This is a genomic window from Bradyrhizobium sp., from assembly GCF_050014615.1.
Taxonomy (GTDB): Bacteria; Pseudomonadota; Alphaproteobacteria; order Rhizobiales; family Xanthobacteraceae; genus Bradyrhizobium.
Genome location: NZ_JBEKCZ010000143.1, coordinates 1 through 13,735, shown reverse-complemented (window position 1 = coordinate 13,735; position 13,735 = coordinate 1). Strand labels below are relative to the sequence as shown.

The 13,735-nt window shown below is 62.4% G+C and carries 12 protein-coding genes; 6 read left to right on the top strand and 6 right to left on the bottom strand.

All coding sequences use genetic code 11. The features are described 5' to 3' along the window. Together ABR948_RS21185 and ABR948_RS21180 are read right to left on the bottom strand one after the other, a co-directional pair. Nucleotides 1–824 (bottom strand): type I glutamate--ammonia ligase (locus tag ABR948_RS21185; protein WP_490337849.1); only part of this gene is annotated, 824 nt, incomplete at its 3' end. 140 nt (nt 825–964) lie between these two features. After that, nucleotides 965–2,320, bottom strand: a complete 1,356-nt coding sequence (locus ABR948_RS21180; RefSeq protein ID WP_428121643.1) for an aromatic ring-hydroxylating dioxygenase subunit alpha — start codon at nt 2,318–2,320, stop codon at nt 965–967. Nucleotides 2,321–2,437: 117 nt separating this feature from the next. Between ABR948_RS21180 and ABR948_RS21175 the strand changes: the two genes are divergently transcribed. Then, nucleotides 2,438–3,223: an IclR family transcriptional regulator domain-containing protein gene (locus tag ABR948_RS21175; RefSeq protein ID WP_428121640.1), complete on the top strand. Its 786-nt coding sequence runs from the start codon at nt 2,438–2,440 to the stop codon at nt 3,221–3,223. Between the two features lie 117 nt (nt 3,224–3,340). Here ABR948_RS21175 and ABR948_RS21170 read toward each other — a convergent pair whose 3' ends face one another. Both ABR948_RS21170 and ABR948_RS21165 read right to left on the bottom strand, forming a co-directional pair. Continuing rightward, nucleotides 3,341–4,243 carry a helix-turn-helix transcriptional regulator gene (locus ABR948_RS21170; protein WP_428121638.1) on the bottom strand — a complete coding sequence of 301 codons (903 nt, stop codon included), beginning with the start codon at nt 4,241–4,243 and terminating at the stop codon, nt 3,341–3,343. A 14-nt stretch (nt 4,244–4,257) separates the two neighbouring features. Then, nucleotides 4,258–4,536, bottom strand: coding sequence for a DUF3658 domain-containing protein (locus ABR948_RS21165; RefSeq protein WP_428121636.1), 279 nt, complete (start codon nt 4,534–4,536; stop codon nt 4,258–4,260). Nucleotides 4,537–4,682: 146 nt separating this feature from the next. On the opposite strand from ABR948_RS21165, the gene ABR948_RS21160 reads away from it, so the two are divergent. The 4 genes from ABR948_RS21160 to boxB all read left to right on the top strand — a co-directional run bounded on the left by ABR948_RS21160 (nt 4,683) and on the right by boxB (nt 10,531). Further along, nucleotides 4,683–6,227, top strand: coding sequence for a benzoate-CoA ligase family protein (locus ABR948_RS21160; RefSeq protein ID WP_428121633.1), 1,545 nt, complete (start codon nt 4,683–4,685; stop codon nt 6,225–6,227). 190 nt (nt 6,228–6,417) lie between these two features. Further along, a complete protein-coding gene (locus tag ABR948_RS21155; protein ID WP_428121631.1) occupies nt 6,418–7,236 on the top strand; it encodes an alpha/beta fold hydrolase in 819 nt (272 codons plus the stop codon). Between the two features lie 121 nt (nt 7,237–7,357). Beyond that, complete coding sequence (gene boxC, locus ABR948_RS21150) at nt 7,358–9,046, top strand: 2,3-epoxybenzoyl-CoA dihydrolase (RefSeq protein WP_428121629.1); 1,689 nt, start codon at nt 7,358–7,360, stop codon at nt 9,044–9,046. 48 nt (nt 9,047–9,094) lie between these two features. Continuing rightward, entirely contained in the window at nt 9,095–10,531 is a 1,437-nt protein-coding gene (boxB, locus tag ABR948_RS21145) for a benzoyl-CoA 2,3-epoxidase subunit BoxB (RefSeq protein WP_428121645.1), read from the top strand. Nucleotides 10,532–10,781: 250 nt separating this feature from the next. On the opposite strand, the gene ABR948_RS21140 is transcribed toward boxB, so the two are convergent. Then, on the bottom strand, nt 10,782–11,588 hold the full coding sequence (locus ABR948_RS21140; protein WP_428121626.1) for an SDR family oxidoreductase: 807 nt from the start codon (nt 11,586–11,588) through the stop codon (nt 10,782–10,784). Nucleotides 11,589–11,845: 257 nt separating this feature from the next. Beyond that, nucleotides 11,846–12,904 (bottom strand): polysaccharide deacetylase family protein, encoded by a 1,059-nt coding sequence (locus ABR948_RS21135; protein ID WP_428121623.1) that lies wholly within the window; start codon nt 12,902–12,904, stop codon nt 11,846–11,848. A gap of 222 nt (nt 12,905–13,126) precedes the next feature. Between ABR948_RS21135 and ABR948_RS21130 the strand changes: the two genes are divergently transcribed. Further along, nucleotides 13,127–13,735 (top strand): NADPH-dependent FMN reductase family protein (locus tag ABR948_RS21130; protein ID WP_490337848.1); only part of this gene is annotated, 609 nt, incomplete at its 3' end.

Here is a 13,735-nt window from a genome sequence, read left to right as displayed (position 1 = left end):
TTTGGGCGGCACATGAAGGTCGCGTGATAGCCGTGGCGGCGGCAGATCTGTTTCACGGCGCTGCGCAGCAGGATCATGTTGTCGGCGGGCTCAAGCCCTTTCGCCGGCTTGAAGGTGAATTCGCACTGGCTCGGGCCGAATTCGACCTCGATCGATCGCAGCGGCAGGCCCAGCGCCATGATGTCGCGCCGGACAATCTCCAGCACCGGCTCCATCTGGTCGTAGCGCTGTTCGGTCAGATATTGATAGCCGTGCGACAACAGGCTGACCGACGGTGGCGTGCCCGGCTGGCCGGCATCCTCCGGCGACATCCTGGCATCCTCGAGCTTGAAAATATGGCATTCGACTTCGAGACCGGCGATGAAATCGTAGCCGCGCTGTTCCAGCTTCGCGAGCACCGATTTATAGAGATTGCGGGTCGCGAACGGGACCGGCCGTCCGTCGGCGAAATAGACATCGCACAATAGCCAGCCGGTCGAAGACGACCACGGCAGCACGCGAAAACTTAAGGGATCCGCCACCATCAGAACATCGGCGGCGCCTTCCATCTCGCGCATGCCGAAGCCGCCGCCCGCGGTGAACACCGGGAATACGGTCTTGTGCGAGGTGTCCTTGGCGAACATCGTGGTGGTGATGGTGCATCCGCTCTCCAGCGCAGCCAGCGCCTCGCTGGCGACCAGCGTCTTGCCCCGCAGGATGCCGTGCTGATCGGGGAAGGAAAACCGGATCACTTCGAGATGATGATCTTCGACGATGCGGCGTAGCCGCGTCGCCGCGTCCTTCTGCTCGCTCGACCACAGGCCGTGACGTTCAACAAAACTCAACGCGTCGCCTCCATAAAGTGCTGCGAGTAGACCCATCCCGCGTTGGTCGTCATTGCGAGGAGCGAAGCGACGAAGCAATCCATTTTTTCTTTCGTAGGCACGATGGATTGCTTCGCTTCGCTCGCAATGACGAAGAATTTCTAAACCGCCCGCAGATGCGGGACCTTGTCCGCGATCTCAGTCGGAACCGGTGCGGCCCATGGCGCGCTGCGGCGGCGTTTGACGTCGACCTCCATCCAGAAGGTTTCCCAGCCCCGCGTCGGCCCGATGCCGTCCATGGTCGCGGGGCCCTGGATGCTGCGGGCATGCGCGGCATCCAGAAACATGAACGGCCTGGTGCCGGCGGCGGCCTTCTCGATTTCCTGCCGCAGCAGGCGGCGGTACTGCACGATCGCCTTGTCGGCGGTGCCGAGATGCTCGCGGGTGCGATCCTGGATCGTGCCCATCGATTCCACCGCCCATTGGTCGTGGACATTGATGTCGGCGCCCATGCCGGTGAAGGTCGCGGTCGCCTGCTCGTGCGGATCGAAGCCGTAATCGTTCGACTTGTTCTTGCGTGAACGGTAATCCGGCAGTTCATACAGTTCGAGGCGCTGGTCCCGCATCTTCTTCTTGTCGACCGGCGTCGAATAACTGGTGAAGATCGCATACCAGTAGCAATTCTCGTCATCGACCGGCACGTGCCACTGCGTGATCGTCATCTCCGTGCTCATCGGAATGACAAAGCCATGCGGGAACAGCTGATTGGTGACGCGCACATGGGTGCGCTCGTCGTCGATCTCGCGCAGCGCGATCAGCCGCAGTCCGTATTCGGTGTGTTCGACATTGATGATCGGCCGGTCATATTCGCGCAGGATTTTCGTCATTGGCATGTCGCTGCCGGCCGAGGCGCCGCGAAATTGTTTGCCATAGGCCGCCGACGTATCCTCGTCCTCGAAAAAACGATGCAGGAACGAGGCATGGGAGGGATCGATGCCGACCTCGAGCGCCTGCAGCCAGTTGCAGTTGATGTGGCCCTTGAAGGCAAACGTATAGGCGTCCGGCGCCACGAAACAGTCGATCTCGGGAAACGCCGGCGGCTCGCCTTCGCCCAAATAAGCCCAGAGGATTCCGCTCTTCTCGATCACGGGATAAGCGCGCTGGGTGATGTTCTTGCACAGCGGGGAATCTTTCGGCTCGGCGGGCGTTTCCAGGCACTGGCCCGAGACGTCGAACAGCCAGCCGTGGAACGCGCAGCGCAGGCCGCCATTTTCCAAGCGGCCAAACGCCAGATCGGCGCCGCGATGCGCGCAATGGCGGTCGATCAGGCCGTAGCGGCCTTCTTCGTCGCGAAACAGCACCAGATTTTCGCCCAGCAGCTTGACGGCTTTCACCGGGCGCGGTCCCTCAAGCTCATCCACCAGCGCCGCCGGCTGCCAGTACATCCGCATCAGTTTCCCGCAGGCGTCCTTCGGCCCGGTGCGGGTGATCAGGTCGTTCGCTTCCTGGCTCATCATGGCGGCATTCCCCTGGGTCGGGCCATCAGACAATTTTGTTCGTCTATTGAACTAATGGGCGAATTATGACATGTGTTGGCGGTACGGCAAGCACAATGTTTGACCGGCGGAACACAAATGCCAAAGCTCAAGCGCCCCGATAGGGCGGAACGCGCCACCGATTTTGTCGAGAGCCTCGACCGCGGTCTGCGCCTGCTGGCGAAGTTCGGTGTCACCAGCGGCCCGATGACGCTGAGCGATCTCGCGCGCGCCACTGAGCTGCCGCGCGCCACGGCGCGCCGCATCCTCTTTACCCTCGAGCGCGGCGGCTTCGTCGCCACCGACGGCAAGCTGTTCACCCTCACGCCGCACGTCTTGACGTTGGCCGCATCCTATCTGCGTTCGAGCCAGGTGGTGTCGGTGCTGCAACCGGTGCTGGACCGGATTGCCGCTGCGGCGCAGGAGATCAGCTCGCTCGCGGTGCTTGACGGCGATGAGGTCGTGTTCATCGCACGCGGCAGCCCGGCGCGGGTGTTCTCGACAGGCCTCGATATCGGCTATCGCCTGCCCGCCTTTTGCACCTCGGTCGGCCGCGCCATGCTCGGCCAGCTCGACAATACCGAGCTCGCCGCGAAGTTGGCCGCGATGCGGCGTGAGACCATGACCTCATCCACCGTAACGGATCCGAAGCTGCTGTTGGCCACCATCATGGCCGATCGGGAGAAGGGATATTCGTTGGTGGATCGCGAGGCCGAGCCTGGATTTCGCTCGATTTCGGTGCCGGTGCGGCGTTACGACGGCACCATCGTCGCCGCGATCAATATGGGCGCGCATGTCGACCGGGTCTCGACCGCTGAAATGATTGATCGGTTTCTGCCGCTGTTGCAGGGCGGAGCCGAAGGCGTGAGAAGCCTGCTGCTTTGAGCGGGGCGCACTCCAGTTATAGTAGGGTGGGCAAAGCGAAGCGTGCCCACCACAATTGAACGGATGACGGAGACGGTGGGCACGGCGCAAGGGCGCCTTTGCCCACCCTACATAAACTCACCCGCGCGCGAACATCCGTGCTTCGTCGTGCAGCACTGGCGCTACCGCGTCGATCAAACGCGCCGCGGCGGCGTCCACGCTGAGCCCTGCGGTATCGACTACGGCCGAGGCCCGCGCATAGAGCGGCTCGCGGCTGCGCAGGATGGTGCGCAATTCCGCCATCGCCGAGCGATCGTCTGCCATCGGGCGCAGGTCGCCCTGGCCGCGCACCCGCGCCATGTGCTCTTCGGGTTCGGCCTTCAGCCAGATGGTGTAGAACGACGATAAAATCAGGTCGAAGGTCAGCGGCTCGGAGACGATGCCGCCGCCGGTCGCCAGCACCGTCAGCTCTTTTCGCGCCAGCAATTGGTTGAGTGCGGCCTGCTCCATGCGCCGGAAACCTTCCTGGCCATAGAGCGCGATGATCTCGGCGACCGACAGGCCGTTCTGTGCCTCGATCTCCTTGTTCAGCTCGACAAAACTCCAGCCGATTTTCTTGGCGAGCATCTTGCCGAGTGTGGATTTGCCGGCGCCGCGCAGCCCGATCAGGGCGATGCCGGCAAACGACATCCCCCGTTGCGCCGCCGCGCCGCCGGCATGACCCGACAGGACATTTTTGGCCTGCGCGATCTGGTTCAGCGAGGCTTTGCGCAGGAGATCGCGGATCACCGGCCAGTCCGGCGACGGTTCGCCGGAGGGAATGAGATCCTCGAGATGCGCGGCCATCGCGATCGAGACCCGGCGCAGCAACACGATCGAGACGTTGCCTTTGCCGCTTTCGAGCTGCGCGATATAGCGCTCCGAAATGCCGGAGACTTTCGCCAGCACCTTTCGCGACATGCCGCGCAGCGCGCGCATGGTGCGGACACGCTGGCCGAGCTGTTCGAGAAAGCTCGTTTCGGGATCGAGGTTTTCGGTCATGTCCCCTGTTCGTTTCACTTCCCGGTCAAACGAATTTCGCTGTATCGCCACCGATCGAGATTCCCCTCCGCTTCCAGTTTTTTAGCTTTCACGAGGGCTTTGATCCGGTCGGCGATGAAGTCGACGTCTCTTCCCGTTGGTTCTTCGTGCGTTTCCGGGAGGTCAACGTATATGCCCAACATGGGGAGCGGCACGTTGAGAACTTTCGCGACGTCATGGATGATGCGTGCGACCTTCATGAACCGCGGTTTGCAAGACGCCAGGATGGTTTGATCGACTAGCTCAGGCGACATCGTGTCCTCGGTCGTCAAAATGCGCGTTCGGAAACATAATGCCGATGAGGATTGACAGCAAGCGCGCGTAGTGCCTTTCTATGAATTATAATGCTTAAAAATTTAGGAGGAGACGTCGTGACACGCTTGGACCTTCGGGGCGCGGCATGAGCGGGATGTCCGGTTCCTACAACGCCGTGACCTGGCTGCTCGACCGCAACATCGAGGAGGGCCGGGCCGACAAACTCGCCTTCACCGATACGGCTTCCGAACTGACCTACGGTGAATTGCAGCAGCAGAGCTGCCGCGTCGCCAATCTGCTGCGCCGTCTCGGTGTCCGCCGCGAAGAGCGCGTGGCGATGATCATGCTCGACACGGTTGATTTCCCCGCGGTGTTTCTCGGCGCGATCCGCGCCGGTATCGTGCCGGTGCCGCTCAACACGCTGCTGACCTCGGATCAGTACGCCTATGTGCTGGCGGATTGCCGCGCGCGCGTGTTGTTTATTTCGGCGGCGCTGTTGCCGGTGGTCCAGGAGATGCTGGGGCGAATGCCGGACCTCGAGCATGTCATTGTCGCCGGCAACGATGCGCACGGCTACAAGAAACTCTCAGGCGAACTCGCAGGCGAGAGCACGTCGTTCACCACCGCCGCGACCCACGCCGACGAGCCGGCGTTCTGGCTGTATTCGTCGGGCTCGACAGGTATGCCCAAGGGCGTGCGGCATCTGCATTCCAGTCTTGCCGCGACGGCGGAGACCTATGCGAAACAGGTTCTGGGAATTCGCGAGGACGATGTCGGGCTGTCGGCGGCGAAACTGTTTTTCGCCTACGGCCTCGGCAACGCGCTGACGTTTCCGATGTCGGTCGGCGCCACCACCGTTCTCAATTCCGAACGCCCAACGCCGGCGACCATGTTTGCGCTGATGAACAAGTACAATCCCAGTATCTTCTTCGGCGTGCCGACGCTGTTTTCCGCGATGCTGAATGATGAAGCGCTGAAGCACGAGCGTGGCGGCGCGCGCCTGCGCATCTGCACCTCGGCCGGCGAAGCGCTGCCGGAGTCGGTCGGCAATAGCTGGAAGTCGCGCTTCGGCGTCGACATTCTCGATGGCGTCGGCTCGACCGAACTCTTGCATATCTTTCTGTCGAACGCGCCCGGCGATATCAAATACGGCACATCCGGCCGTCCGGTGCCGGGCTATCAGGTTCGGCTCGTCAACGAAGCTGGAGCCGATGTTGCCGATGGCGAGGTCGGCGAGCTCCTGGTCGATGCGCCCTCGGCCGGCGAAGGCTACTGGAACCAGCGCAGCAAGAGCAGGCGGACCTTCGAGGGCCACTGGACCCGCACCGGCGATAAATACATTCGCGATGCCGACGGCCGCTATACGTTCTGCGGCCGCAGCGACGACATGTTCAAGGTGTCGGGCATCTGGGTGTCGCCGTTCGAGGTCGAGAGCGCCTTGATCACCCACCCCGCGGTGCTGGAAGCTGCCGTGGTGCCCGAAGCCGATCCGGAAGGCTTGCTGAAGCCGAAGGCCTTCGTGGTGCTGCGGGCCGACGCGAAGACCGATGGCCTGCATGAGGCGCTGAAGGAGCACGTCAAGCAGAAGATCGGGCCGTGGAAATATCCGCGGTGGATCGATGTGGTCGACAGCCTGCCGAAGACGGCGACGGGAAAGATTCAAAGGTTCAAGTTGAGGGATGGGGCGTAGTGGAAGCGGGATCGTCCCAAACTCGTCGTCCCGGCGAACGCCGGGACCCATAACCACCGGCTTTCATTGTTGTGGAAGGCGTCAACTACATTACCTAAGCGAGAGGCCGCGGCGTATGGGTCCCGGCGTTCGCCGGGACGACGGGCACGGGGGATTGCAATGTCGCGGTTAGTTTCGGAAAGCTGACGCCATGCAAGACCTAAATCCCACTGGCACCCTCCACATCGGCGCGTCCGATCTCGAATACCGCATGATCGGTTCGGCGCCGGCGGACGCGCCCACGCTCGTCATGCTGCATGAAGGTCTGGGGTCGGCCGCGCTGTGGGGCGATTTTCCGGATCGGCTTGCCGCCGCGACCGGCTGCGGCGTTTTCGTCTATTCGCGCGCGGGCTATGGCGCGTCGAGTCCGGTGACGCTGCCGCGTCGGCTCGACTATATGCATGTCGAAGCGCTCGAAGTTTTGCCTGCGCTGCTCGACGCCATAGGTTTCCGCCGCGGTCTCTTGCTCGGCCATTCCGACGGCGCTTCGATCGCCGCGATCTATGCCGGCGGCGTGCAGGACCATCGCGTGCAAGGTGTCGTGATGATCGCGCCGCATTTCATCGTGGAAGATATTTCGGTGGCCTCGATCGCCGAAATCAAAGCCGCCTATGAAACCACCGACCTGAAGTCGAAGCTGCAGCGCTGGCACGGCGATGTCGACAACGCCTTCTACGGCTGGAATAGCGCGTGGCTCGACCCGAAGTTTCGCGACTGGGATATCAGGGAATATCTGGCCTATATCCGGGTGCCGGTCGCGATCCTGCAGGGTGCCGACGATCGCTATGGGACCATTCGCCAGATCGAGATCGCGCGGGAAGAGTGTTATTGCCCGGTTGATGTGACGATCATGGCGGGGGCCGGACATTCGCCGCATCGCGAAGCGGCGGGGGCGACGCTTGAGGCGATCGTGGAATTTGCAAACGCGGTTTTGCAAGGTGACGAAGGCGCCCGCGGGCGCGCCGCGTAAGATCGGCGCCATCAGCCGGATATGAAACAAAATGCCATATTTTGGCATTTTGGCCTAGACCTCTCCAAAAATATGCACTATTGTGCATGTCTACAAAGCCTAAAACAGGGAAGGTTGGTCCATGGCCGCTGAAGATCGCGTCCTCGCTGGCGGTGCCAGACATATCGATTTTCAGACCGATCCGTCGCGCTACCGGCACTGGAAGCTGGATATCGAGGGCGATGTCGCGACGCTGACGATGGATGTCGATGAGAACGGCGGTCTGTTCGAAGGTTATCAGCTCAAGCTGAATTCCTACGATCTCGGCGTCGACATCGAGCTGGCCGACGCGGTGCAGCGGCTGCGCTTCGAGCATCCCGGCGTGAAGGTGGTGCTGCTGCGATCGGCCAAAAACCGGGTGTTCTGCGCCGGCGCCAATATCCGCATGCTGGCGGGGGCGACCCACGCCCACAAGGTCAATTTCTGCAAATTCACCAACGAAACCCGCAACGGGCTGGAGGATTCCAGCGAGCATTCCGGGCAGCGGTTTGTCGCCGTCATCAACGGCACCGCGGCTGGCGGCGGCTATGAACTGGCGCTGGCGACCGATCATATTATCCTGGCCGACGACGGCGCGGCGGCGGTGGCGCTGCCGGAAGTACCGCTGCTGGCGGTGTTGCCGGGCACCGGCGGGCTGACGCGCGTGGTCGACAAGCGCAAGGTTCGCCGCGATCACGCCGATTATTTCTGCACCATCGAGGAAGGCATCAAGGGCAAGCGCGCTGTCGCATGGCGCCTGGTCGATGAAATCATTCCCAACAGCAAGCTCGAAGCCAAAGTCGCGGAGCGCAGCAAGGAATTCGCCGCCGCCTCCAAGCGCAACGGCCATGGCAAAGGCATTTCGCTGACCCCCCTGACGCGCAGCTTCGACGACAGCGGCATCCGCTACGGCCTGGTCAGCGTCGACGTCAACCGCGCCGAGCGCATCGCGACCATTTCGATCAAGGCGCCGGAACTGGCGCCGCCGGCCGATATCGACGGCATGATCGCGCAGGGCGCGTCGTTCTGGCCGCTGCAGGTGGCGCGTGAGCTCGACGACGCCATCCTGCATTTGCGCATCAACGAGCTGGAAACCGCGATGCTGGTGTTCAAGTCGCATGGCGAGCGCGCCAACGTGCTGGCCTGCGACGCCTTTCTGGAAGCGAATAAAGCGCACTGGCTGGTCAACGAAATCAGGCAGTACTGGAAAAGAGTGCTCAAGCGCATCGACGTCACCTCGCGCACGCTGGTGACGCTGGTCGAGCCGGGCTCATGCTTTGTCGGCACCTTGGCCGAACTCGTGTTCGCGGCCGACCGCTCCTACATGTTGATCGGCCAGAAGCAGGGCGACAACCGCGCGCCGCCGACCATCGAACTCTCCGCGATGAATTTCGGGCCCTACCCGATGAGCCATGGCCTGACGCGGCTGCAATCGCGCTTTCAGGCCGATCCCTCGGATCTGGAGCGCGCGCAGGAGCGGATCGGCGAGGCGCTCGATGCCGAGGCGGCCGAACAGCTCGGCCTCATCACCTTCGCGCTCGACGACATCGACTGGGACGACGAGATCAGGGTGTTCTTCGAGGAACGCACCAGCTTCTCGCCCGACAGCCTCACCGGCATGGAGGCCAATCTGCGCTTCGTCGGACCCGAGACCATGGAATCGAAAATCTTCTCGCGCCTGACGGCGTGGCAGAACTGGATCTTTCAGCGTCCCAACGCGGTCGGCGAGGACGGCGCGTTGCGGCGCTACGGCACCGGCCAGAAGGCGCAGTTCGATATGACGCGGGTTTGATAAATTTTTGCTGCGTCAAAAATATCCAAGGAGCACGCCATGAACATCATGAACGTCGATTACAGCACCAAGATTCCCAACAACGTGAATCTCAGCGAGGATCGGCAGGTGCTCAAGGCGCTGGAAGGCTGGCACCCCGGCTACATCGACTGGTGGAACGACATGGGGCCGGACGGCTTCCAGCAATCGCTGGTCTATCTGCGCACCGCCTATTCGGTCGATCCGCGCGGCTGGGCCAAGTTCGACTATGTGAAAATGCCGGACTATCGCTGGGGCATCCTGCTGGCGCCGCAGGAAGAGAATCGCGTCATCCCGTTCGGTGAACATTACGGCGAGCCGGCGTGGCAGGAAGTGCCGGGCGAATATCGCGCCGCACTGCGCCGCCTGATCGTGATCCAGGGCGATACCGAACCGGCGTCGGTCGAGCAGCAGCGTCATCTCGGCAAGACCGCGCCCTCGCTCTACGACCTGCGCAATCTGTTCCAGGTCAATGTCGAGGAGGGCCGCCATCTCTGGGCGATGGTGTATCTGTTGCAGAAATATTTCGGCCGTGACGGCCGCGAGGAGGCCGACGAGCTGTTGCGCCGCCGCTCCGGCGATGCCGATAGCCCGCGCATGCTCGGCGCCTTCAACGAGGCGACCCCGGACTGGCTGTCGTTCTTCATGTTCACCTATTTCACCGACCGCGACGGCAAGATGCAGCTGCACTCGCTGGCGCAGTCCGGCTTCGATCCGTTGTCGCGCACCTGCCGCTTCATGCTGACCGAAGAGGCGCATCACATGTTCGTCGGCGAGACCGGCATCAGCCGCGTGGTGCAGCGGACTTGCGAGGCGATGCAGGCCGCAGGCATCAGCGATCCCGCCGATGTCGCCAGGGTCCGCGCGCTCGGGGTGATCGATCTGCCGACCATCCAGAAGAAGCTGAACCTGCATTACACGCTGTCGCTCGATTTGTTCGGCTCGGAAGTTTCGACCAATGCGGCGAACGCCTTTAATTCCGGAATCAAAGGCCGCTTCCATGAAACCCAGATCAAGGACGATCACCGGCTGCAGAACCAGACCTATCCGGTGCTCAAGCTGGTGGACGGGCAGATCAAGCGCGTCGATGAGCCGGCGCTGACCGCGCTCAACATGCGGCTGCGCGACGATTACACGCAGGACTGCATCAAGGGCCTGTTGCGCTGGAACAAGATCATCTCGACGGCCGGCTACGATTTCAAGCTGACGCTGCCGAATGTCGCGTTCCATCGCCAGATCGGCGAGTTCAAGGACATCCACGCTACCCCGGACGGCGTGCTGATCGACGATGCGACCTGGAACAAGCGCAAGAGCGAATGGCTGCCCTCTATGGACGATGGCGATTTCATCGCCTCGCTGATGACGCCGGTGACCGAGATCGGCGAATTCGCCCCATGGATTTCGCCGCCCAAGGTCGGGATCGACAACAAGCCGGGCGATTTCGAATATGTGAAGATCGAGACGTGAAGCAGGGCCGCTGGCGCTGACAGCATCGCAACATCACAGGTCGTCATCATCCGCGAAAGCGGATGATCCAGTAAACACCGACGTTCATTGTAGAAGCGCCGCGGAACTATTTTTTGACGCGTTTTCTTTACGCGAACCGGCAGCCACTTCGCTCGAAAACGCTCTCACCAATTGAAGCCGCGGCGTACTGGATACCCGCTTTCGCGGGTGTGACGAGTAAGTACGGTATGACGGCTGCTAGCTGACCCAACTAATCCCAACCATCTCCCTGGATGCCCGGATTGGCATAGACGATGCCGCCGTCGACCGCGATGGTGGCGCCGACCACGTAATCTCCGGCGCGTGAGGCGAGGTAGATCGCCGTCCCGGCCATGTCCTCGTCGGTACCGATGCGCCCGGACGGCACCCGCTTCGATACCTCATCGGCATTGTCGCGCGCGGCCTTGTTCATGTCGGACTTGAACGGCCCCGGCGCGATCGCCGACACCACGACATGGTCCTGGATCAGTTTCACCGCCATGCGTCGCGTCAGGTGAATCAGGCCCGATTTGCTTGCCGCGTAAGAATAGGTCTCCATCGGGTTGACGAAGATGCCGTCGATCGAGGCGATGTTGATGACCTTGGCGGGCCTCTGCGCGCTGGCGGCGGCGCGCAGCGGAGCGGCCAGCGCCTTGGTGAGAAAGAACGGCGTCTTGAGGTTGAGGTTCATCACCTTGTCCCAGCCGCTCTCGGGAAACTCGTCGAAATCCGCGCCCCATGCCGCGCCGGCATTGTTGACCAGAATGTCCAGTTTCGGCTCGCGCTTTTTGACCTCGGTTGCCAGCATGTCGATGCCGGCCATGGAGGAAATATCGATCGGCAGCGCGATGCATTCGCCGCCATATTCCGCGCTCAGTTCCTTCGCCGTCGCCTCGCACGGCCCGGCCTTGCGCGCTGATATGTAGACCCTGGCCGCGCCCTGGGCGAGAAACCCGGCCGCGATCATCTTGCCGATGCCGCGCGATCCCCCGGTCACCAGCGCGACGCGGCCTTTCAGCGAAAACAAATCCTTGAACATGGTGTCCTCCCGCTATTTTGCCGATGGTTTTGGGCGCGGGGGGTGGACGAGTCAAGCAAGGGACTTGTTGTCGTTCCTGCGTTCGTGTTTGGTCCCGGGAGATTGGCGAGGGCTTCGAGCGGAGCGAGATAGCCGAGGCATTTTAGCCGGGTTCGATTGTAGTCGGCGACAAAACGGTTGAGGAAGGCGTCGGCTATCCTGCTCTCACGTGAGGCCGCGGCGTATGGGTCCCCGCGTCCGCGGGGACGACGAAGTCACTACGCCGCGTTGATACGCCGGAAACCGTTCCACATCGCGGTGGCGGCGCCGGAGGTCAGTACCGGGAGGATGCGCTTGTCCTGATAGTTGCCGTTGAGCGAAACCCGCGGCAGCGCGGTCAGATGTCCCGCGCTTTCGGGAAAGATCATGCCCGGCCGCGTCGTCACCGCGGTCTTGAATCCGGCCGCTTGCGCCAATGCGAATTCGCGGGCGCCGGCTGCGATCCTGTCGCCATAGGGATAGGCCAGATGGAGCACTGGACGCTGCACCGCGTTTTCAATCCGCGCGCGGCTCGTCGTCATCTCCTGGCTGGCAATTTCCTTTGGCTGCCTGGCCAGATTGGAATGCGTGACGGTATGCGCGCCGACGCTGATCAGGGGGTCGTTGGCGAACGCCTTCAACTCGTCCCAGGACATGCAGAGGTCGCGGCTGATGGTGGTCTCGTCAAAGCCGTAACGCGCGCACAGCACGCTGATCTCGCGCTGCATATCGCCACCGCCCGGCAATCCGCGCAGCCAGTCGTGCAGGCGCTGGAACGCGGCCTCCTTGGCGGCGGGCGTGCTGGTATCGAGGCGGGTCGCCACGCCGGCGATGTCGGCTTCGATCGAGGAGGTCCTGGCGATCAGCATCTCCAGCGCGATCCACCACAAATGGCCGATACCTTCGGCAAAATCGCTGGCGACATGCACCGTAAACGGCGCCCCGAACTCCCGCATCACCGGCAGCGCGAAATCCCGGTTGTCGCGATAACCGTCGTCGAATGTGAAGCAGGCAAAACGCCTGGAGAAATTGCGTTCAGTCAGCCGCCGATGCAGTTCATCCATGGTGACGATGTCGACGTCATGCGAGCGAAGGTGCGCCAGCATTGCGCGCAGGAACTCCGGCGCCACCTCAAGATGACGGTTGGGCTGGAACGCGGCGTCCCGGCGCGGACGGACATGATGCAGCATGAAGATGGTGCCGACGCCGGCGAATATCGGACGCAGCAGATAATGCGCGCCGGTGAAGTAAAGCACTCCCAGTCCGGCGCGGATGACGTTGCTGCGAAACTGCTTCATCGGGGGTGGTTGGCCGGTTGGGACGTGATTCCGAAGCTAGCGGGGGATCATTGAAGAAACGGTTAGTCGGACGGCTGCCCATCGCAGGCTATTCCGTGTTATTTCGGGTTTGACAGCCCTGCAAGGGTTTGTTTTCTCTCTGTTCCCAGTGCCGCCGGTTTGACGTTCCTGCAATAATTCATGAACTTCGGAAACGGGGCGCCAGGCCCCGCGGGACATCGAATGCACGGACTTTTCAGGTGGAGCAGCAAATGGTGGCCGGGCGTCATTCCGCTGGTCGTTTTATGGGCCTTGGCGGCTTGGACCAGCACCGCGCCCCTGGAATCCGACCTGACTGCCCGCTCTGCCGCCGCACTTAAGGACACCGTGCTCGATAAGAGCAGAATCACGCTCGCCGGCCGCGACGTAACCTTTGCTGCCGATGCGTTCTCCGAAGATGGCCGGCGTAGCGCGGTGGCGTCGGTGGAAGCCGTGTCGGGCGTGCGGCTGGTCAACGACGACACCCGCCTGGTGCCCGAAGCCAAGCCGTTCGTCTGGTCGGCCGAACGGGACGTGGCCAGGGTCACGCTGTCAGGCAGTTCGCCTTTGCCGGCCAGCAAGGGCAAGTTGCTGGAGGCGGCCCGCGCCGGCCTCGGCGGCGTCGAGGTCGTCGATCAGATGAATTTGTCGCGGGGCGCGCCGGCGCGGTTCGACAATGCGGCGTTGCTGCTGCTCGACCAAATCGTCAAACTGAAAGACGGCAAGATCACCCTTTCGGATACCAAGGTCAGTCTGTCCGGCATGGCGCGCGACCTCGGCGGCAGGGAAGCGATCGCAGCCGCGCTGAAAAAT